The 21,600-nt window shown below is 55.3% G+C and carries 17 protein-coding genes; 12 read left to right on the top strand and 5 right to left on the bottom strand.

Features of this window, described 5'->3' with window-relative positions:
* Positions 1-100 precede the first annotated feature (100 nt).
* From ACLEJU_RS07615 to ACLEJU_RS07595, 5 genes are all read right to left on the bottom strand, one after another.
* Positions 101-1,375, bottom strand: coding sequence for an OprD family porin (locus ACLEJU_RS07615; protein ID WP_435421481.1), 1,275 nt, complete (start codon positions 1,373-1,375; stop codon positions 101-103).
* Between the two features lie 32 nt (positions 1,376-1,407).
* On the bottom strand, positions 1,408-2,742 hold the full coding sequence (locus ACLEJU_RS07610) for an MFS transporter (protein WP_435421482.1): 1,335 nt from the start codon (positions 2,740-2,742) through the stop codon (positions 1,408-1,410).
* A gap of 193 nt (positions 2,743-2,935) precedes the next feature.
* A complete protein-coding gene (gene fdhA, locus ACLEJU_RS07605; RefSeq protein WP_435421483.1) occupies positions 2,936-4,132 on the bottom strand; it encodes a formaldehyde dehydrogenase, glutathione-independent in 1,197 nt (398 codons plus the stop codon).
* A gap of 145 nt (positions 4,133-4,277) precedes the next feature.
* Entirely contained in the window at positions 4,278-5,351 is a 1,074-nt protein-coding gene (locus tag ACLEJU_RS07600) for a Rieske 2Fe-2S domain-containing protein (RefSeq protein WP_435421484.1), read from the bottom strand.
* A gap of 37 nt (positions 5,352-5,388) precedes the next feature.
* Positions 5,389-6,342 carry a PDR/VanB family oxidoreductase gene (locus ACLEJU_RS07595; RefSeq protein ID WP_435421485.1) on the bottom strand — a complete coding sequence of 318 codons (954 nt, stop codon included), beginning with the start codon at positions 6,340-6,342 and terminating at the stop codon, positions 5,389-5,391.
* A gap of 285 nt (positions 6,343-6,627) precedes the next feature.
* Between ACLEJU_RS07595 and ACLEJU_RS07590 the strand changes: the two genes are divergently transcribed.
* From ACLEJU_RS07590 to ACLEJU_RS07535, 12 genes are all read left to right on the top strand, one after another.
* Positions 6,628-7,098, top strand: coding sequence for a MarR family winged helix-turn-helix transcriptional regulator (locus ACLEJU_RS07590; RefSeq protein WP_435421486.1), 471 nt, complete (start codon positions 6,628-6,630; stop codon positions 7,096-7,098).
* A 320-nt stretch (positions 7,099-7,418) separates the two neighbouring features.
* On the top strand, positions 7,419-9,098 hold the full coding sequence (locus ACLEJU_RS07585) for a DUF1302 domain-containing protein (protein WP_435421487.1): 1,680 nt from the start codon (positions 7,419-7,421) through the stop codon (positions 9,096-9,098).
* 10 nt (positions 9,099-9,108) lie between these two features.
* On the top strand, positions 9,109-10,473 hold the full coding sequence (locus ACLEJU_RS07580) for a DUF1329 domain-containing protein (protein ID WP_435421488.1): 1,365 nt from the start codon (positions 9,109-9,111) through the stop codon (positions 10,471-10,473).
* 55 nt (positions 10,474-10,528) lie between these two features.
* Positions 10,529-11,629: a WD40/YVTN/BNR-like repeat-containing protein gene (locus ACLEJU_RS07575; RefSeq protein ID WP_435421489.1), complete on the top strand. Its 1,101-nt coding sequence runs from the start codon at positions 10,529-10,531 to the stop codon at positions 11,627-11,629.
* A 5-nt stretch (positions 11,630-11,634) separates the two neighbouring features.
* Positions 11,635-14,076: an efflux RND transporter permease subunit gene (locus ACLEJU_RS07570; RefSeq protein WP_435421490.1), complete on the top strand. Its 2,442-nt coding sequence runs from the start codon at positions 11,635-11,637 to the stop codon at positions 14,074-14,076.
* A 96-nt stretch (positions 14,077-14,172) separates the two neighbouring features.
* Complete coding sequence (locus tag ACLEJU_RS07565) at positions 14,173-15,381, top strand: MFS transporter (protein WP_435421491.1); 1,209 nt, start codon at positions 14,173-14,175, stop codon at positions 15,379-15,381.
* Positions 15,382-15,558: 177 nt separating this feature from the next.
* Positions 15,559-16,131 (top strand): cupin domain-containing protein, encoded by a 573-nt coding sequence (locus tag ACLEJU_RS07560; protein WP_435421492.1) that lies wholly within the window; start codon positions 15,559-15,561, stop codon positions 16,129-16,131.
* Entirely contained in the window at positions 16,128-17,120 is a 993-nt protein-coding gene (locus tag ACLEJU_RS07555; RefSeq protein WP_435421493.1) for a fumarylacetoacetate hydrolase family protein, read from the top strand. Before ACLEJU_RS07560 ends, ACLEJU_RS07555 begins: the two co-directional genes overlap by 4 nt.
* Complete coding sequence (locus tag ACLEJU_RS07550) at positions 17,111-18,064, top strand: NAD-dependent epimerase/dehydratase family protein (RefSeq protein WP_435421494.1); 954 nt, start codon at positions 17,111-17,113, stop codon at positions 18,062-18,064. The genes ACLEJU_RS07555 and ACLEJU_RS07550 overlap by 10 nt, the downstream gene beginning before the upstream one ends.
* 49 nt (positions 18,065-18,113) lie before the next feature.
* Positions 18,114-18,902 carry a cyclase family protein gene (locus ACLEJU_RS07545; protein ID WP_172226483.1) on the top strand — a complete coding sequence of 263 codons (789 nt, stop codon included), beginning with the start codon at positions 18,114-18,116 and terminating at the stop codon, positions 18,900-18,902.
* Between the two features lie 14 nt (positions 18,903-18,916).
* A complete protein-coding gene (locus ACLEJU_RS07540) occupies positions 18,917-20,554 on the top strand; it encodes an arylsulfatase (protein ID WP_435421495.1) in 1,638 nt (545 codons plus the stop codon).
* A 101-nt stretch (positions 20,555-20,655) separates the two neighbouring features.
* Complete coding sequence (locus tag ACLEJU_RS07535; RefSeq protein ID WP_435421496.1) at positions 20,656-21,531, top strand: formylglycine-generating enzyme family protein; 876 nt, start codon at positions 20,656-20,658, stop codon at positions 21,529-21,531.
* The last annotated feature ends 69 nt before the right edge of the window (positions 21,532-21,600 follow it).

The raw sequence follows: 21,600 nt of genomic DNA, 5'->3' as shown, positions 1-21,600 counted from the left end.
GGCGCTCGCTTTGAATGAGCTTTCTTTAAGTTGTTGTGAGGGATTAATTTCTCTGTGTGGAAACTTGTGATATGGATTTTTGAGATGCACCGCTTAAGAGTTAAAATCTAATTGTATAATCTATGTTGACTCTTGTTTCGTTATCGTCTCGAAAGGTCGCGGCAGAGCTTAGATTGTTTCGGTAAAAGGCATGTCGGACACGTAGTGCTAGATCTTTGGCCGGCCCTGACTGTACTACATAGGAAAGCTCTAGGTCTTTCGACGATTCTGTAAGATTTCGCCCCCCAAGATTTGGTAGGTCAATGTTTGTTCCCCTTAGGTATCGAACCATACCTGTTAGTCCTGGGATGCCCATCGCTACAAAATTGTAGTCGTACCGCAAAAGCATCGTTCGTTCTTTTGGGTTCACGAAATCCGCGCTCATCGTTCCATCGCTAAGGACGACGGGCTCGCCCCCAGCGAGGTAAGCGAAGGCCGTATCTCCGGTTTGATGCATATAGCCCACGCCAAATGTATGGCCGCCAGTTTGGTAACTCATGGTGAGGCCGGCGTTAAGGTTATCCACCTTGCCTGCTTCTGCACGCCCGTTGTCTCGGCTATCGAACACCCTCAATTCGGTTTTTAATTTCCCGGGGCCAACGGCAATGGAGTGCATGCCTCCAATGAAGTCTTGTTCATAGATATTTTCAAGCTCTGCATGGTAATAGCGTGCTGTGAAGTTTTCTGATACGCGATAATCGCCCCCCAGATAGTCGAAGCGATCAGAAAACACACCTGGCCGGAATCGTCCGTTCGGTGAGGCCATAGCGATGGGCTGATTGTTTGTTGAGTCACGCAGATTGACTCGATCCATCCGCCCAGCTTGGATCGTGAGGTTTTCGATCTCCGAGCTAGTTATCGACGCACCTCTAAACGTCTGCGGCAGCAGGCGGGCAGGGCTGGCAGTAATTACGGGAAGCGAAGGAAGCTGTGTGCCAACAGAGAGATTGGTCTTTGAGACCCGCGCTTTCACCGCCATGCCGAGTTCCGAGTATTCGTTCTTTGCTCTACGCGTCTGAGGATCTATAGGCAAGAGTTGAGTACCTGACCGCTCAGGTGAAGAGTCAAGCTTCACACCCAACATCCCCGTCAGATCCAAACCCAAGCCTACGAGACCTTCTGTAAAGCCTGAGTTTGCTCTGAAAATGAAACCTTGCGCCCACTCACGGACCGCGGAAACAGGCGAGTCCCCTTTGTAGTCTCGATCGAGATAATAATTTCGGGTGGTCAAAGCAACAGAACCGTCTTCAAAAAAAGCTGCTGAAACAGAAGTGCTCATGCAAAGCGATGGCACGCCCAGCGCAATTAGCGGCAAGCAATCGGGAAAACGTCGCATCGGATTTACCTTCTTGTTTTATTTTTGGTATTTCAGAGGCTTGTTGCTGAGTGGAGGGGAGCGGGTGGGCTTATTCTCAGCAGCGTGACAGCGATAGAGGCGAGAACGAATGTCATTGCGAACAGCATGTAGAGGTCGGAAGGCGTCCACTGTGCGTCGATCAAGCGCCCAGCCACAAGAGGAGAGGCAATTGCGCCTGCTCGGCCAATGCCGATGCCCCAACCCAGGCCAGTCACACGCTGGCTTGCGTCGTAAATAGAGGGTGTTAATGCGTATAGCCCCGCGACACAACCATTGACGAAGATTCCGATCAAGATAGCCATGACGAATGCTAAGTTCAGCGTGTTTGTAAACTTTACAAACACCGCAAGTAGCAATGCGTTGGCCAGGAGATAGACCATCAGCACCCTAGACAGACGGAAGCGAGCGGCCAATAGACCAACAAGCGCTGTTCCGAAGATGCCACCTACATTGAGTAGCACTCCTCCGGTGATACCTTGCTCGTTGGAAAGCCCAGCAGTGACCAGCAATCTTGGTGTCCAGCTCATGACAAAGTAGAAACCGAACATGACTAGGAAGAAGGAGGCCCAAATCAGCAGCGTTGAGCGTAACAGGGCAGGAGAAAACAGCTGAGCAAATGATGCGCGCAGTGATGGGCGCTCAATATGGCTGGACGCAGGCATTTCGCTGAGTGGTGCAAGTTTTACTCTGAGGCGCAGGTGGTTGATACGCTTAATTGCGCCTTCAGACTTGCTCGACATCAAAAATGCGAGCGATTCCGGCAGCCACATAAACAGCACGGGAAGCGTAGCGAGGGTGACGAAGCCGCCATAAAGAAAGACAGATCTCCATCCCAGGGCAGGGATCATTTTTGCTGCGATTAGCCCACCAATGGTAGCGCCAAGCGCGTAGGCGGTTGATTGCAGGCTGATTGCTAGTCCTCGCCAGCGCTTGTTAGCGTATTCACCCGCGATGACATAGCTGCTGGCCAAGATGCCACCAATCCCCAGACCGGTAACGAAACGGAAAGCTGCAAGCATTTCCGGGCCGGTAGTTTGGGAAGATGCGATCATGCCTGACCCTGCTACGCCTACACATACAAGTATTAGCGGTCGACGTCCGAAGCGGTCAGCCCAGGGAGCAATGAACAGTGAGCCGATTGCCATGCCGACCAAACCAGCGCTTAGTAGATAGCCAAGTCGCAGGCCGTTGAGCCCCCAGTCTGCGGCTACAGAAGAGGCAGTGAAGGCCATCACCAGAACGTCGAAACCATCCAGCATATTGATTACAAAACAGAGTGTGATTACCCACCATTGGAAAACGGACATCTGCTTTTCGTCGAGCTGGTTTCCGGCGTAGTTACTCATGATTACGGGCCTCTTGAGTGTTGAAAAGCCGGAAGGAAAAGCTTGCAGACAGGCTGTGCAGCCCTGCCTGAGGGGAGAGTCGGGTAGACATGGCGTTACCTTTTTATTGTTGTGATCAGTGGCACATGCAAAGCGACTTGCTAAACCCAGGCATCAAGCAGGTGTGATGCCGGGGTTTTCGATGAGTTAGCTGCTAGTGACTAAAGGTTTTATGCGGGTCGATGACGAACTTTTTAGGTACCCCCGCATCGAACTCGCCGTAGCCTTCCGGCGCCTGATCCAGGTTGATCACCTGCACACCCACAACTTCGGCAATGTTGATGCGATCCCACATGATCGCCTGCATCAGCTGGCGGTTGTACTTCATGGTCGGGGTCTGGCCGGTGTGGAAGCTGTGCGACTTGGCCCAGCCCAGGCCGAAGCGGATGCTCAGCGCGCCGATCTTGGCCGCTGCATCGACCGCGCCCGGGTCTTCGGTCACGTACAGGCCTGGGATACCGATGTTGCCGGCTACACGGGTCACTTGCATCAGCGAGTTCAGCACGGTGGCCGGCGCTTCATGCTTGGCACCTTCGTGGCCGTGGCCGCGGGCTTCGAAACCTACGGCATCGACGGCGCAGTCCACTTCAGGCTCACCGAGGATGTCGACGATCTGCTCATGCAGCGGGGTGTCCTTGGACAGGTCGACCACTTCGAAGCCCTGGGACTTGGCGTGGGCCAAGCGAGCCGGGTTGAGGTCACCAACGATCACACAGGCGGCGCCCAGCAGGCGTGCCGAGGCAGCGGCGGCCAGGCCGACCGGGCCGGCGCCGGCGACGTAGACGGTGCTGCCTGGGCCAACGCCAGCAGTGACGGCGCCGTGGTAGCCGGTTGGCAGGATGTCGGACAGGCAGGTCAGGTCACGGATCTTTTCCATGGCCTTGTCGCGGTCCGGCAGTTTCAGCAGGTTGAAGTCGGCGTACGGCACCAGCACGTACTCGGCCTGGCCGCCGGTCCAGTCGCCCATGTCGACGTAGCCGTAGGCACCGCCGGCGCGGGCTGGGTTGACGGTGAGGCAGACACCGGTGTGCATCTCTTTACAGGAGCGGCAACGGCCGCAGGCAACGTTGAACGGTACCGACACCAGGTCGCCGATCTGCATGCGCTCGACGTCGCTGCCCTTCTCGACGATTTCACCGGTGATTTCGTGGCCCAGGACCAGGCCGACCTGGGCAGTGGTGCGGCCGCGGACCATGTGCTGGTCGGAGCCGCAGATGTTGGTGGAGACCACCTTTAGGATCACGCCGTGCTCGATCTTCTTACCCCGCGGATCCTGCATTTTGGGGTAGTCAATTTTCTGTACCTCTACCTTACCGGCCCCGAGATACACAACGCCACGATTTCCGGACATAGCTATGCCTCGCTCTGTTGTAGTTATCATTGAACAAGTTTCACTCTAGTGCAGAGTGTTTAGCGAACCCCTGGCGGGGCGGTGTTGCGTTTATTGCGTGTAAAAAAGTACATAGATACCCGCACGATATAAATGCACTGCGCACTCAACTAACGGAGTTGCAAAGCTTTTCAATGATCCGGCGGGCTCTGTTAGCGCCGACATCAACATGAATATCAATCATTGGCCGTTCACCGAACCGGCACATGTTCTTGTATTGAGACTCGATCACTACCTTATCTTCATCGAACGTCATCATTGTCTGCTGGACGACTTTCGCTTTAACTTCTTCGTGATTGCTCTTCGGGTTCGTGGCGATGGTCCAGAAATAGTGGCTCGTGGTTTCGGTTTCCGGGGTCACACCATGGAATCCACGCATGTGGAAGCCACCACGTTTTGGGTTGTCCAAGGACTCAGTTCCCGCATCAGCGGCACCTGTCCAAATACGTAAGTGGCTGACATGGAATTCGATTTCTTGCCACCGGTCGACCGTGTCTTTGAAAGGATAAGCAGCGACGTATGTCGGAGGCGGAACAGAGCCAGGCATGTGGCGAACGACACGAACATAATTTTCGTCACTTTCCACAACCATTTTCGCATTCATGTGAATGCTGGCATTCCCGCCAATCGTGCGCAGATGGACGTAACCCAAGTGGCTGAGGTCCATCAAGTTGTCGTGAATCAGTTGATACGGGGCATCGTAGTGGTAAACATCACCATCAAAAAGATAGTCTCCACTGCTGTGGACATCGTAGGCTGGCGGTTCACCGATAGGCTCAGGGTGCTCGGCGGTCCCGAACCAGATCCAAACAATCTGGTCTTTTTCGACAACGTGGAACGCAGCCACCTTCGCTTTGCTAGGAATTTTTTCTTGGCCAGGAATTTCGATGCATTTTCCTGCATCATTGAACAAGAGACCGTGATAACCACAGCGCAGACCACCTGCTTCAAGGGTGCCGTCGGAAAGAGGCAAAGCCCTATGACAGCAGCGGTCCTCAAGGGCAGCTACCTTTCCATCCGCAGTGCGGAACATTACGACTGATTTGTTCAGCAAGGTTCGTCCTACAGGTCGATCCTTGAGTTCCCAGCCCAGCGCAGCTACGTACCATTGGTTCAGCGGGAATGTAGAAGGTTTGGCCGGCGAAATTTCTTGAGCAAGCGAGAGAGGGGAGGCAGTCATAATAGTCTCCGTTACACAGTGAATGTTTTTATTGAAATCAAAGGTCCAGGACGAGCCGAGGCGACTTGGCCCGGGAACAACAAGGCGTGAAACAGTCATTCCTGGCGTGTTCATCCGCCGTCATGAATTGGTCCCTGTGATCAGGGATGCCCTCCAGTACGCGGGTCACGCAGGTTCCGCAGACCCCTTGTTCACAGGAGGTTTCTATCTCGACTCCTGCCTCGTCCAATACCTCGAACACGGTACGGTCGGCCGGAATGTCGAAGGCTCTGCCGCTGCGCGCGAGCACTACCTCGAAGCTGGCGTTGGCGTCATGATCAATGGTTTGTCCGGCAAAGAATTCTCTGTGCATCCGCACCTGCGGCCAGCCGGCAGCCCCACCTGTATCAAGGACGTGGTTCATGAATCCGGCGGGGCCGCAGACGTAGAGATGGCGTCCCTCATCGACCGTGTCGAGTAGCGCGGCAGCATTCAGTTTTTGCTGTTGTGGGCCGCTGTCATCGTGAAGCACTATGCGATCCGCGAATGGTGTGTCAGCGAGGGCTTTGACGAAGGCTGCTCGCTCGGAGGAGCGGAAGCAGTAATGAAGCTCGAAGTCAGCTCCTTGATGGTTAAGCTCATATGCCATAGCAAGGATCGGGGTGATGCCGATGCCACCCGCAAAAAGGAGATGGTGCGTAGCGCTATGATCCAATTTGAACAGGTTACGGGGCGCACTGATGGTCAGTTTGTCGCCTTGAACGACCATCGAGTGCATCGCTTCTGACCCACCACGGGAGTTGGGCTCCTTGAGGACACTGATCAGATAGCGGTTGCGCTCTCGGGGGTCATTGCACAGCGAGTACTGGCGTATGAGCCCACCAGGAATATGGACATCGATGTGAGCACCGGCCTCGAAGGGTGGCAAGGTTTCACCATTCACGGGACTCAATTCAAAGCTACAAACACCTTCGGCTTCGTTTGCCTTTCGGCTGACGTTGACTTGAAGCATTACTTACCCCTCCACACTTAAGTGGCTACGAAAAAATTACAGGTGGTTGATTAGCTGTGGGGAGGTCAGCCTGGTGCGAACGGAGGTAGCCCAGCTTTGTGGCTAGACACGCGGGAGGCGAATGGATCGCGAGTTTTCATGGCACTACCTGATAATTATTTTTGTGGGGTGCTTTGACGGCATATCATGCTGGGCTGGCCCCAGCTATCGGTTGAGTTAATCCTCGGATCAATTAGTTGCGGTGTCAACTAATTTCTAAGAATCCCGATTGGAGGTGTTCGCTCAATGGCCTCGGAAGCCCAGCTGGACCTCGCTCGCTACGTGCCAGCGCTGCTGAATTTTTTATCCAACAAGCTCTCGTCAGGCGCCTCCCAGTGCTACCGGAAACACTTCGAGATAGGCGTTGTGGAGTGGAGGATGCTTTCCATGCTGGCCGTGGAAAGCGGGATCACTGCCAATCGTATCTGCCAAGTGATCGGTCTCGACAAGAGTGCTGTCAGCCGCTCCCTCCATGCTTTAGAGGTAGCGGGGCGTGTCTGCACTGAGGTCGACCCTGCTGATGGACGGCGCTATACCGTTTCGCTTACTGCGAGCGGTAAAGAGTTGTATAACCGAGTCTTGAAGGTCGCGCTGGAGCGCGAGCGTCGCCTGCTGAGCGGCCTTTCTCCGTCGGAGGTGGATACGCTGATTAATCTACTTGGTCGCTTGAACGCCCAGGTTGCCAACGTAAATGAATACGACCCAGAAAAAACCTAGGTCTGCATCCAGGCGTTTCAACTGGCCTCATCGCTTGAGAAGCTGTCCTCTGGACAGCTTTTTTTGTAAGTCCATTTCTCTCTCACTGCGCGATCCTGTCTCGCTCTGTAGTTCGCTTAGGTATCGCGGTTCACGATAGGTCGCATCCGAACAAGCGATTAGTCAGAGCAAACCCTCCGCGTCAATCTGTCGCCAACTCCTGGTTTATCCCGCCTAGGAGAGGTCACTCAGGTCTACACGCCTGCCATAGCTGGGCAGCCTAACCCAGCGCTTGGTGACAGAAAAAATGCCAACAAAAAAAATAAAAGAGGGTTTGTTCAATGGCTTCTCGCTCCTATGCCATATCGCGGCGTGCGCCCTTTGCCGTGACTGTTGCTGCCGCGTTGGTCTGCGGTTTCCCAAATGCCCAAGCGTTTGAAATTCAAACTGGCTCCCCTGATCTGACCCTTCGGTGGGATAACACGCTCAAATACAGCTCTGCTTGGCGCCTGAAGGATCAGAGCAGCAAGTTATCCAGCGGTCCCGTCGCACTCAACCAGGATGATGGTGATCGCAGCTTCAACAAAGGTCTCATTTCTAATCGTCTCGATGTTCTCTCCGAGATGGATCTTGGCTATCGAGACTTCGGTGCCCGCGTCAGTGCGGCAGGTTGGTTCGATACCGAGTACCAGAAAGACAACGACAACAACGACCCAAGCCGCGCAAACGCCCGCTCTGTGGCGTATGACGAATTCACCGACGACACGCGCCATCTGCATGGTGGTGATGGCGAGTTGCTCGATGCATTCCTCTACTGGAACGGCAGTGTCGCAGACCGCGCATTGTCCGTTCGGGCGGGACGTCACGGACTGATTTGGGGCGAAAGCCTGTTCTTCGGTGCTAACGGCATTGCGGGAGGCATGGCACCGGTTGATGTTGTGAAGGCCATTTCCGTACCCAATACCCAGTTCAAGGAGATTACTCGCCCGGTCAGCCAGCTTTCCACGACCTATCAGTTGACCGACGATCTGTCGGTTGGCGCCTACTACCAGTTTGAGTGGGAAGAGACGCGTTTACCGGGCGCAGGCAGCTACTTTTCGGTTAGCGACACGATTGGCGAAGGCAACGAGCGCTTGATCGTCGGGGAACCATTCCCGCCTTTTCTCGGCGGTAATCCAGGCAGTCCTGCCGCGTTCTTTCACGGCAACGATAAAGAAGCGAAGAGTTCAGGTCAGGGCGGCCTTCAGCTTCGCTACACCGCAGATACCGTGGAATACGGGCTCTATGCAATCCAGTATCACGACAAATCCCCCAAGCTATATCTGAAACCAAGCACGACTGGGCCGAATTTCGCGACCGGCCAGGTCGGGGAGTACTACTGGGTCTACCCCGAGAATATACGTGCATTGGGGGCGAGCTTCTCCACGACCGTGGACGAATACAGCTTCGCAGGTGAGGCCTCCATGCGTTGGAATATGCCTCTGGTTTCTAACGGCCAGACGGTGTTGCCAGGCATTCAGGCAGACAATGATGACCACCCGCTGTATGCCGTGGGTCGCACTGCCCACCTGAACCTCAACATGATTGCTTCGTTGGGTCCTTCGTTCATTTCGAATGAGGCCAGCTTGGTTGGCGAGATCGCCTGGAACCGCTTACTGAGCGTGACAAAAAATAAGGCTGCGCTTGATCCCGGTGCAACCGACGACGGTGTCGGCATCAAGCTTGTGTATTCACCTACCTATCGCCAGGTTTTCCCCGGCATCGATCTCAGCGTACCTGTGGGTATCAGCTACTTCCCGATGGGCAAGTCCGCGGTCGTTAGCTCTTTCGGGCCTGACAAAGGCGGGGACTTCAACGTCGGCGTAAGCGCTACTTACATGGACCGGGTCACATTCGGTCTGACGTACACCCATTACTACGGTCCTGAGGACACCAACCTCAATTCGGCCAACCAGTTCACCTTCAAACAATCACTGAAAGACAGGGACTACCTGGCCTTCTCGGTTAAAACAACATTCTGAGGGGACTCACATGACTACACCATTTTCTCTCAAGACACTCTGCGCAGTATTGATCAGTACCGCTGCGCTGAGCCTGCCGCTTGCATATGCCGCAGGTCCTGATGATCTGGGTAAACAATTGACCCCGCTGGGGGCCGAGCGTGCTGGTAACGCCGATGGCAGCATCCCAGCCTGGGACGGTGGGTATGTGAAGGTGGACCCCTCATTCAAAGAGGGAGGGAAACGCGGTGATCCGTTTGCAGCGGACAAACCTCTTTTCAGTATCACTGCCAAAAATGTGGATCAATATTCCGCTCGCCTTAGCGAGGGTACCAAGGCGATGTTCAAGCGCTACCCAGAGAGCTATCGCATTGATGTTTACCAGACCAGGCGTACCGCAGCTGCACCTCAGTGGGTATACGACAACACGTTGAAAAATGCTCACGAGGCAAAGCTGGTGGAAAGCAGCGCTGGCTTGATTCCTGAGGGCGCTTACGGCGGTATTCCGTTCCCTGTGCCTAAAAATGGGACGGAGGCGATGTGGAACCATGTTCTGAACTGGCGCGGCACTTCCGTAGCGATGGATTTCCGTCACTACCTCATGACAGCCGACGGCGCTCCCGTGATGACCACTGACGGTAAGGCTATTCAAGAGATGCCTTATTACTACAAGGATGGCAGTGCATCGACCTTCGATGGCGATTACTGGCTCTTCCGCTTGCTCAACGTAGGGCCACCACTGCGTGCTGGCGAACAGATTATGGGGCGCACCAACCTTAACGGCGATAAGACTCAGGCACATGTGTACCTGACCGGGCAGCGGCGGGTGCGCAAGCTTCCCAATGCATGTTGCGACACACCGACTCCAGCCACCGCGGGTGTGATGTCGTTCGACGAGTTGAGTGTGTTCCAAGGTCGAATGGATCGATTCAACTGGAAGCTTGTCGGCAAGCAGGAAATGTACATTCCGTACAACACCAGTAAGGTACAAGCAGCGTCGAAGCCAGAGGATCTTTTCTCCAAGCACCACATGAATCCTGACTATGTTCGCTGGGAGTTGCATCGTGTATGGGTTGTGGAGGCGGACCTAGCTCCAGGTAAGCGCCATCAACTGCCTAAAGGGCGCTACTACCTTGATGAGGACACCTGGCAAGCCATGCTGGGTGATCGCTGGGACGCGAATGGCCAGCTGTCCAAAACACTCTGGTCGCTCCCGGTTGTAATGCCTGATCTGCCCGCGGTAGCTCAATTGTCTTCCGGCTTCTATGACCTGGTCTCGGGTGCGTGGTTTGTCCAGAACCTCTACGCAGGTAAGGATCAACAGTACGCTGTCGTCGACAAGTACAAGCCAGCCGAATTCTCGCCCGCCGCAATGGCCGGACGTGGCGTCCGCTGAGTATGTGAGGAGGGCTTTTACGCCCTCCTTTTCCAGCTAGGAATTCGAGGTAGATATGAACACATTACGTCAGCTAGGCGGCGTGTTGCTTGCCTTGCTTTTGCCGGCCGCCCCACATTGCCTAGCGCAGGCATCACCACAGAACCTTAAGGTGGGCAACGTATTGAGCAGCCCAGCGACTATGGTTCCTTCCCCGCAGCGGGCTGTATACACGGCATTGGCGCGGGCGGGGAATCGCATAGTGGCGGTAGGGGAGCGAGGACTGATTGTCTGCTCTGACGACAATGGCCAGCAGTGGCATCAAGCGACCGTCCCCGTGTCCGTAGGCCTGACTGCTGTGCAGTTTGCTGATGACAAAAACGGATGGGCTGTTGGGCACAGTGGTGTCGTATTAGTTACGCACGATGCGGGTGAGACTTGGCTGTTGCAATTGGATGGCCGGCGCGCTGCCGAGCTGGAGCTTGCTGCTGCTGAAAGCGACGCGCTCAACGCAGTTGATTCTGAAGCCTCAGATAATCGCTTGGAGACGGCGAAGCGCTTGATTGTCGAGGAGCCTGACAAGCCCTTGCTCGCTTTGACCGTAACCGACGCTAAGCAGGTGCTTGTTGTTGGGGCTTATGGTCTGGCTCTGCGAACTGAAGACGGTGGCACGACCTGGCACTCGGTAATGGGCCAGATCGACAATCCCATGGGTCTGCATCTTTATGCCGTAGCTCGCCAAGGCGACACGTGGATCTTGGCTGGAGAGCAAGGCTACCTTGCTCGCTCCCGGGATGGTCAGAGCTTCCAGCAACTGGAAGTAAGTTACCCAGGTAGTTTGTTTACGCTGGCTCAGCGCAGTGATGAGGCGATGCTGATCGGCGGGCTGAAGGGGCACGCATTTGTGCTGCCGAGAGGTTCCGATAGCCCAGAAGAAATACCACTTCAAGCGCCGGTTACCTTCAGTGATGCGCTCACTTTACGCGATGGCCGAGTGCTGCTTACCAATCAGGCCGGCGGGCTATTTGCCAGTTCCCTGTCTGCGTTCAAGCCCGTTCTTGAACCGTTGAAAATGCCCGTCTCGGCAGTGATTGAAAATAACGACGGTAGCTTGGTATTCGCTGGCTTCACTGGGCTTTCGCGTGTCGCGCAACCCGTAGTAGCGGTTTCGGAGTGAGTGTTATGAATTGCGCTAGCCGCCAACCAATCCCCTCTGGTCCTGAGGGGTTCGATCCACGCTCGGGCTCTATCGTCGAGCGGGCTCTGTTCAATCACCGTCACTGGGTGCTTCTGCTCTGTCTTCTGGCAACTGTTCTGCTTGGCTGGCAGTCAACCCGGCTCGAACTCAACGCCAGTTTCGAGAAAACGATCCCTACCGGGCACCCCTATATTTCAAACTACCTGGACCGGCAAAAAGAGCTGTCCGGTTTGGGAAACGCATTGCGTATTGCGGTGGCTAACCGCAATGGCGACATTTATGACTCAGAGTACCTTCGGGTGCTTCAAGCCCTCAGCGAAGAAATCTATCTGGTACCAGGGGTGGACCGTGCCTACATGAAGTCGCTTTGGACGCCTGCGACCCGCTGGGTTTCGGTTACTGAAGAAGGCTTGGACGGTGGGCCGGTGATCCCAGATGACTACGATGGTAGCGCCAGATCGATAAACGACTTGCGTCGAAATGTACAGCTTTCGAATGAGATCGGTCAGTTGGTGGCGTTCGACCAGCGCTCCAGCATTATTTACGTACCGCTCCTGGCACGTACGCCGGATGGCAAAGCGCTGGACTATTCGGTGCTCTCGGAGCAACTGGAAGCGCTAAGAGAAAAACATCAGGGTGATGGTGTTGACATCCACATCATTGGATTCGCCAAGAAAGTCGGTGATCTGATCGATGGGTTGGAGCAGATCCTTCTGTTCTTCGGCGTCGCTATTCTCATTACCACGGCGGTGCTGTTTGCTTACACACGCTGCATTCGCAGCACTCTGCTGGTAGTGGCATGCTCTCTGATTGCGGTGGTTTGGCAATTGGGTCTGCTACCAGTCCTTGGCCTCCAGCTCGACCCGTACTCGGTTTTGGTGCCATTCCTTGTGTTTGCAATTGGCATGAGCCACGGCGCGCAGAAGATGAACGGCATCATGCAAGACATCGGCCGTGGAATGCATCGAGTCGTTGCTGCCCGGTTCACGTTCCGTCGCTTGTTTTTGGCCGGGCTGACCGCGCTGTTGTGTGATGCGGTGGGTTTTGCAGTGCTGTTGATCATTCAGATTCGCGTCATCCAGGATCTGGCGATCATTGCCAGTATCGGGGTCGCGGTGCTGATTTTCACCAATCTGATCCTATTGCCAGTATTGCTTTCCTTCGTGGGCGTGAGCCCCAAGGCTGCACAGCTTAGTCTGCGCAGTGAGCGCGCTGAAGAGAGTGGCCAGGCCCGCCATCCGTTTTGGCGCTTCCTTGATCTGTTCACTCGTAAATCATGGGCTTCAGTGTGCATTGGCGTGAGCCTGGTCATGGCCGTACTGGGCTTCGCTGTGAGCCTTCACTTGGCGATTGGCGACCTGGACGCCGGGGCACCGGAGCTGCGGGTTGATTCACGCTACAACCGCGACGACGCCTTCATCACCCAAGCATTCGGAGCAAGCAGCGATCTTTTCGCAATCATGGTACAGACGCCTGCGGGTGCTTGTGCGCACTACGATGTTTTGCGCAAGGTCGATGAGCTTGATTGGCAGTTGCGTAGCCTGCTAGGTGTGGATTCCACGAACTCACTGGCGCTCTTGAATCGTCGAATGATGGTTGGTTTGTCAGAAGGCAGCGCCAAATGGTACGAGTTGCTTAACAACCAGCCCATGCTCAACATGGTCACCGCCAGCGCCCCTCGCGGGTTGTACAACGAGTCGTGCAATCTCCTGACGCTGTATGTCTATCTGACTGACCATAAGGCGGAAACGCTGACTCGACTGGTTGAGCATGTCCAGGCGTTTGCGGCAGCCAATGATACTCCTGATGTGAAATTCCTCATGGCTGCCGGCAATGCGGGCATCGAAGCCGCGACCAACATAGTTGTCCGAGAGGCTAACCGCGAAATGCTCTTCTGGGTGTATGGCGCGGTGGTCCTGCTTTGCCTGGTGACTTTCCGCTCCTGGCGCGCAACGCTCTGCGCAGTGATTCCGTTGGTGCTTACGTCGATTCTATGTGAGGCATTGATGGTCTGGCTGGGGATCGGTGTGAAGGTTGCCACCTTGCCTGTCATCGCTCTGGGGGTGGGCATAGGTGTTGATTACGCGCTGTATGTGATGAGCATCATGCTGGGGCATCTTCGTCAGGGAGCCTCCCTATCTGACGCCTACTACCGTGCTCTGCTTTCTACAGGGAAGGTAGTAATGCTGACAGGGGTGACTCTGGCAATCGGCGTAGGTACCTGGATCTTTTCTCCTATCAAGTTCCAAGCGGACATGGGGGTACTGCTGGCCTTTATGTTCATCTGGAACATGGTGGGGGCGCTGCTTCTGCTTCCGGCCCTTGCTTATTTCCTACTGCCATCGACCCATCAAACTAGGACGACGGAAGCAGCTGATCGTGCCCACGAGGGTCGAGTTATGGCTGCGCACTCGGTTGATCGTTGAGCCAAAAATAAAAAGAGTAAATGATCATGGAATATGAGTTGGCGATGATAGCGTTCGGCGCAGAAGCACCAGGCTACCACTGGGTGGAGGTGTTGGATGCGTGCTGACAATTGCGCTGGGGTGCCCCAGTCACTGCTACTGCTGCTTGGCAGTTGCTTGCCGGTTTTGGGAGCTGTTCTGTTAGCTCCAGTACTGCCGGCCATGAAGGAGCATTTTGCTGATAGCCCAATGGTCGGGGTTCTAGTGCCCATCAGTCTGACGATTCCAGCATTGATGATCGCGCTGTTCGCCCCGTTGGCCGGCGTGATAGCAGACCGTGTAGGTCGGAAGCCGTTGCTTCTGACCTCTGTGGCGCTATATGGCTTCTTCGGTCTGATGCCTATATGGCTTGATTCCTTGCCAGCCATAGTGGCGAGCCGAGCGGGTTTAGGTTTGGCGGAGGCGGGCATCATGACGTGTTGCACCACGTTAATTGGTGACTACTTTCAAGGGGCTCGACGCGAGCGTCTGTTCGCTTTGCAGATAGTTTGTACATCTCTGTCGGCAGCGGTATTTATGGCCCTGGGAGGAGCACTAGGCCATTCCAGCTGGCGTACGCCATTCTTCCTCTACGGAGCTGCTGTGATCATGCTCCCTCTGATGACCTGGTTATTTTGGGAGCGGCCGAAGGACGCTACCGTCTCCAAAGCACGTGACGACTCAGAGTTTCCCTGGAAGAGCTTGCTCACGTTGTACCTCTTCAGCGCGCTTGCTGGCATCAGCCTTTTCATCGTCCCTGTACAGGCAGGTTTTCTGTTGAAACTACTGGGTGTCGATTCTCCACAGCAGATAGGGCTGATCATGGGGGCGAATCAGCTTGGCGTTCTTGTTGGCGCCTTAGGCTTTCGATTCTTGCATCGCATTCCGCGTCAGCATTTGCTTTTGCTCGCCTTCTTCATCGCGGGGCTGGGCGGTCTACTGATGGCTACCACGAACAATGCGCAGCTTGTGACTGTAGCGGTGTTCATCAACGGTGCAGGCGTTGGCTTGATGCTACCTACGCTGGTGACATGGGTGATGGCTCAAACCAGCGGCTCAAAAAGGGGGCGGGCGGCGGGTGGTTTCACCGCTGCTCTATTTGCGGGGGAGTTCATCAGCCCACTTGTCGTCTTGTCCTTGGGCGGCACCTCTGATGGGCGACTACCTGATGCACTCATTGCAATTGCCAGTGTTCAGTTACTCCTGGCGCTTGCCTGCATGCTGCTACCCCGAATGGTACGTGGCGGTGGAGTCGCAACGGCGCCTTTGCAGTCCACAGACGGGTAATGCCAGCGCGGAAAACCGCACACGGATACGCGAAATTGAGCTGAAAAGCTGAATTGAAAACTCATGCGCCAAAAGGCGGCATGAGGCCGGCGCTCGGCTGAGCAATCACCCTCAGGATGAAGCCGTTCATCGAAGTGTCCGGCACCTTCGACTATCGCAGTTTTTGATGGAGTTCCTATGAAGTCCCTTCCTTCTTTCAAGCGTGTGGTAACCGGGCACAACTCAGAGGGTTCGGCAGTGGTTGCGAGTTCGGGAGCCACTCCTAGCAGTTTTGCACTGAAGTCTGTCCCAGGCACGGTGTTCCATGAGATCTGGAGCAGCGACGCCACTCCCGCACTGCTGGATAACGGTGCAGATCCGACCCTGAAAGCGCTGGCGCTGAGTCCAGTGACACACGGTAGCGTCATCCGAGTGGTTGATATTCCACCTGACAGCGTACAAAACCAGGTTAGCGCTGAAGATGCCGCCGCCGCGTTCGCCGAAATTGGACAGTCGCACGCGGCTACCGGCAGTAATGATTCTAAACACAAGCTTATGCACCGAACGGAAACGCTCGATTACGGGATCGTCACGGAAGGTGAGGTTTGGCTGGTTCTGGACGACGAAGAAATCCATCTACGGCGAGGCGACGTCGTGGTTCAGCGTGGTACGAACCACGCCTGGAGTAACCGGACTGGTGAAATGGCCCGCATGGTTTTCATCCTGCTTGATGGCCGCTATGCCGAAAGCTTGCAGGAGGTGCTGCAATGAAGCTCGCCTCTCTTGATGACGGCACTAAAGATGGGCGGCTGTTGGTTGTCTCTCGTGATTTGCGTCATGCCGTAGATGCGGGAGACATTGCCCCCACAATGCAGTTAGCCGTAGAAAAATGGCCTCAGGTAGAGGCCCTTCTTCAGGAGCGCTACGAATCACTCAACCTGCGCAACGTGCCAGGCATCATCGAGTTCGATGCTGGGAAGGTACTCGCTCCGCTACCTCGCGCATGGCAGTGGCTGGATGGCTCCTGCTTTCTTAGCCATGGCGAATTGATGCAGCGCGCTTTCAACCTGGAGGCGATAGAGGGCGTTGAACACACGCCATTGATGTACCAGGGTGCTGGTGACGATTTTCTAGGTCCATCGCATCCGATTGCATTACCCAGTGAGGCCCATGGTATCGACTTCGAAGGCGAATTCGCAGTGCTGGTGGATGAGGTCCCGATGGGGAGTAGCGCAGAAGAGGCGCTGAACTATATACGACTGATATTGCAGCTGAACGACGTAAGCCTGCGTGCTCTGGCACCTAGGGAAATGAGAACGGGTTTTGGCTTTGTTCAGGCTAAGTCGTCCTCAAGCTTTGCACCTGTTGCAGTTACGCCTGATGAGCTGGGTGAAGATTGGCGTGATGGACGAGTGCATCTGCCATTGAATGTCACGTGGAATGGCAAGTGGTTCGGTCATCCTCATGGCGGAGCCATGCACTTTGGCTTCCATCAGCTTATTTCTCATGCCGCACTGACCAGACGACTGAGCGCTGGCACGGTGATTGGTTCAGGGACGGTTTCCAACGCCGACAGTAAAGTCGGTTCAGCATGCATTGCCGAGCGTCGAGCGATCGAGACGATAGCTCATGGCGCCCCACAAACAAACTTCATGCGATTTGGTGACCGAGTGCGAATGGAGGCGGTTTGCCGAGATGGCACTCCGCTGTTCGGAGCCATTGACCAGCAAGTGGTTGAGGCGGGTGCATCATGCGAGTGATGGTCACCGGGGCTGCCGGATTTGTTGGTCGGCTACTGGTGGAGCGCTTGCTCAAACAGGGGAGCTTGCGAGGGCAATCCATTGACATCCTCGTGCTGCTTGATCACTGCCTGGACAACATCCCGGATGATCCGAGAGTACGGTTGGTCAGCGGCAGCATCACGGAGCCGTCGCTCCTGAGAAGAAGCTTGGCCGACGGCATCGACGTGGTGTTCCACCTCGTCAGTGTCGCTGGCGGGGCCGCAGAGAAGAATTACTCGCTAGGACGTCAGGTGAACCTGATGGCTAGCTTGGAACTCCTCTCTCAGCTGCGGGATTCGGTTAAGCCACCAGTGATTGTTTACGCCAGCAGCGTGGCGGTCTATGGCGGTGGGCTGCCGGCCAAAATGGATGAGGGCTACGTACCGCGTCCTGCTCTGGCATACGGCGCGCATAAGCTCATGGTGGAAACAGAACTGAATGATTTGAGCCGTCGTGGGGAGATCGATGGACGTGCGCTGCGCCTTCCAGGAATCGTTGCTCGTCCAAGCGAACCTAATGGTCTGCGTTCGGCATTCATGAGTGACTTGATGCAGCGTCTTGCGGCTGGTGAACAGTACGAGTGTCCAGTTTCACCTGAGGCTAGCGCGTGGTGGATGTCCGCTGCGTGCTGCGTAGACAACCTACTGCACGCTGCGGAAATCAATGTTGCCCCTCCCGACTCCACGCGGATCTGGCAACTACCAGTGCTGCACCTCTCGGTGGGGCAAGTGGCAGAGGCTCTGTTCAAAATCCTCGGGAATGACCGACGGGATTTGCTTAGCTATCGACCAGAGCCCGATCTCGAAACGCTGTTCGGGCGCTACCCTCCGATCCGCACGCCGCTCGCGCGTGAACGTGGATTCCGTAACGACATCTCTGCCACGAACTTAGTACGCAACTCTTTGGGCTACGCCCGCCGCTAGCGGGCACGCGTCCGCTAAAACGCTCCAGAAGATAATAAGAGGAACACTCATGACCTTGGCTCGGAAACGCCGTTTAGTCGATCTATCCGTAACCCTGGACAACAATCCATACACTGATCCGCCGCCACTTCTTCCGCGAATCGATTACATGGACCACCAGGAGGGGTGGCCAGAAATGGCTGCGATGTTCCCAGGGCTTGCGATTGATCAATTGCCTGGGCAAGAGTCATGGGCGGCAGAGCGGCTGTCGATCACTACGCACAGTGGCACGCACATGGATGCACCTTGGCATTACGCCTCGACTACCAATGGTGGGCAGCCAGCGTTTGGCATTGACGAGCTACCTCTGGAGTGGTGTCTCCAGCCGGGTGTTAAGTTGGACTTTCGCGATTTCCCCGACGGTCACGTGGTGACCGCGGCTGAGGTCGAGACTGAACTCAAGCGTATCGGCTATGTCCTACAGCCGCTGGATATTGTCCTGGTTAACACGCGCGCTGGCAGCTTGTTCGGCCAACCGGGGTATCTCGACGCCGGCGTTGGAATGGGGCGTGAGGCGACGCTTTACCTGCTCGAAAATGGTGTTCGGGTAGTCGGCACAGATGCCTGGAGTTGGGATGCTCCGTTCAAATTTACCCGTCAGCGATTTGCAGAAAGTGGCGATGCCTCGATCATCTGGGAGGGCCATAAGGCTGGCCGGGACATCGGCTATGGACAGATGGAGAAGCTGGCCAATCTGGATGCGCTGCCATCGACTGGTTTCTTGGTGTCGTGCTTCCCCTACAAGATCAAACATGCCTCCGCAGGATTTGTTCGCGCGGTGGCCATTTTTGAAGAGTGAGAAGGGAGGTTTCAATGCGCTTTTCTTTTCTCGTGGCTACGTTTGCATCGCTGCTGTCATCTTTGGTGGCAGCAGCGGAGCGACCAAACATCTTACTGATCGTTGCGGATGACCTTGGATACTCTGATCTTGGCGCCTTTGGTGGCGAGATCAGCACACCAAATCTGGATAAGCTCGCCTCAAGTGGACTGCTTTTAACCAACATGTATGCAGCACCAACATGCTCACCGACACGGGCCATGTTGATGTCTGGGAGTGATAACCACCTTGTCGGGCTCGGCACCATGGCTGAGGGGATGCAACCGTTTCAGCGCGGAAAGCCGGGCTATGAAGGTTACCTCATTCGGGAGGCCTACTCGATCGCAGAGCTTCTACGTGATGGAGGCTACCGCACCAGCATGGTTGGTAAATGGCACCTGGGGTTGGCTCCAGATCAGGGGCCAGATCAACGAGGCTTCGAGCAGTCATTTAGCTTACTGGAGGGAGGAGGAGTGCATTTCAAGCCTCCCTCCAAACCCACCAGCAAAATCGAAGAGGTCACCTATCGCGAAAATGGTCAGCCGGTGGATTTGCCGGAGGACTTCTACTCCACCGATTTTTACACCGACAAAATGATCAGCTTTTTGCGCCGGGGTAACGGTAGTGAAAAACCATTTTTTGCCTATGTAGCGTATACCTCTCCTCACTGGCCTTTGCAGGCACCGGATAAGTATCTGGACAAGTACCACGGTCGATACGATCAAGGATATGACGCTATCCGCCAAGCTCGGATTGATCGCCTTCGACAAAAGGGACTGCTGTCGTCGGAAGCAGTTCCAGCGTCCACTCTACCTGTCACACCGATGCTTCCAGGCTGGGAACAGCTCAGTCCGGAGCAGCGAAAAGTTGAGTCGCGCAAGATGGAAATCTACGCGGCTATGGTCGATAACCTCGATCATAACGTAGGGCGCTTGCTCGATTATTTGAAAGCATCCGGACAGTACGAAAACACCCTGATTGTGTTCATGTCTGACAATGGTGCAGCGGGCGAGCGTCACGAGCTGTTTTACCCAGCGGGTCCGGGCACAGATAACAGCTTGGGCAACCTTGGCCGGCGGGGCTCGCAGATCGACTACGGGTTGAGATGGGCTGAGGTCAGCTCTGCGCCGTTCAGATTATTCAAAGGCAGCACCGCTGAGGGTGGGATCAGTGTTCCCGCTATCGTCCACATGCCGCAGCAGTTCGCCCGTGAGGGGGTAGAGCAAGGTGTGGCGCGAGTCGATGATTTGGCCCCAACGTTCTTGTCCTTGGCCGGTGTGAAAGATCCTGGTAGTCAATATCATGGTCAACCTAAACACCCCATCACTGGCCTCTCGATGCTTCCGATGCTGCAAGGGAAGGCGGCTAAACCGAGGGTATTTGCCGGTGAGCTTTTCGGCAGTCTGTATTACCGCGAAGGCAATCTCAAACTACTCGGTTTGAGACCCTGGGCCCTTCCAGGTGAGGCTCCGAAACCGCTTCGCTGGCAACTGTTCGACCTTTCACGTGATCGAGGTGAAGTTGATGACCTCTCAGCTGACTCACCTCAAACATTGGAGAGGCTCAAGCGCGATTGGCAAAGCTATGCGACCCGTGTCGGTGTTGTGAGCCCTCCCCAAGAGCAAGCTCAATGACTCGAACCTGGACGGCTATGGCTAGCATAACCTTGCTGGCTTTAGCTGGCTTGGCGAACTGGCCCCGAACGCTCCCTGCATTAGGTCAGCCCGAGGGATGTATGGCTTATGACGGTCTGCCATTAGGTTGGGGAGAACGTGACCACGCAGGCATGGTTTTCGTGAAAGGCGGGCGCTTCACACCAGGCGTTGAAGGCGGCTACCTGGATGAGCGGCCACTTGCGCCAATCGAGATAGATGACTTCTGGATTGATCGGACCGAGGTAACCCGTGCGCAATTTTCAGATTTTGTCGCCTCAACAGGTTATGTAACTGATGCTGAGCGGGTGGGCGGTGCGGCGGTCTTTCTGGTTCCGGATCCAGAGGGCACCTCGCCTATGCCTTGGTGGAAGTTTGTCCTCGGGGCTAATTGGCGATATCCCGACGGCCCTGGTCAGTATGCGGCGTCGCTGGATAATCATCCTGTAACCCAAGTCACTTTGGCAGATGCCGAAGCCTACGCTCGCTGGCGTGGCAATGAACTACCTGATGAAGCGCGCTGGGAATTTGCAGCCCGGGGTGGGCATAGCTCTCAACGGTTGGGCGAGGAGCCAAGAGACGCGCATGGGAGGCCCAGCGCAAATTACTGGCAGGGTATTTTTCCTTTAGTCAACGAAGCCGAGGACGGTTTTGCAGGTTTAGCACCTGTCGGTTGTTATGCACCTAATGCGTACGGGCTATACGACATGATCGGAAATGTCTGGGAGTGGACCACTGACATCCAGCGAAACCCCTTGCTCGGGCACCTAAACGGTGACCCTTCCACTTTGCGAAGCAAGCCACCTAGCTCCGAACCGCGGATAATCAAGGGCGGCTCCTACCTCTGCGCTACATCCTACTGCGCTCGTTTTCGTTCAGCAGCTCGGGAGCGACAGGCTTCTGATCTCGCCACTTCACATGTAGGGTTTCGTACCATCAAGCGCATTTCTCGCCAGTAGCTGAGTGGCCGTCGATAGAAGACAATCCACACAGTGTGATGTCGATAAGCACAAAAAAAAGCGCCCTTA

Origin of the sequence: Pseudomonas sp. SMN11, assembly GCF_052041945.1 — a bacterium.
Lineage (GTDB): Bacteria > Pseudomonadota > Gammaproteobacteria > Pseudomonadales > Pseudomonadaceae > Aquipseudomonas.
Note: the sequence above shows the minus strand (reverse complement) of the source record. Positions and strands in the feature narration are given on the sequence as shown.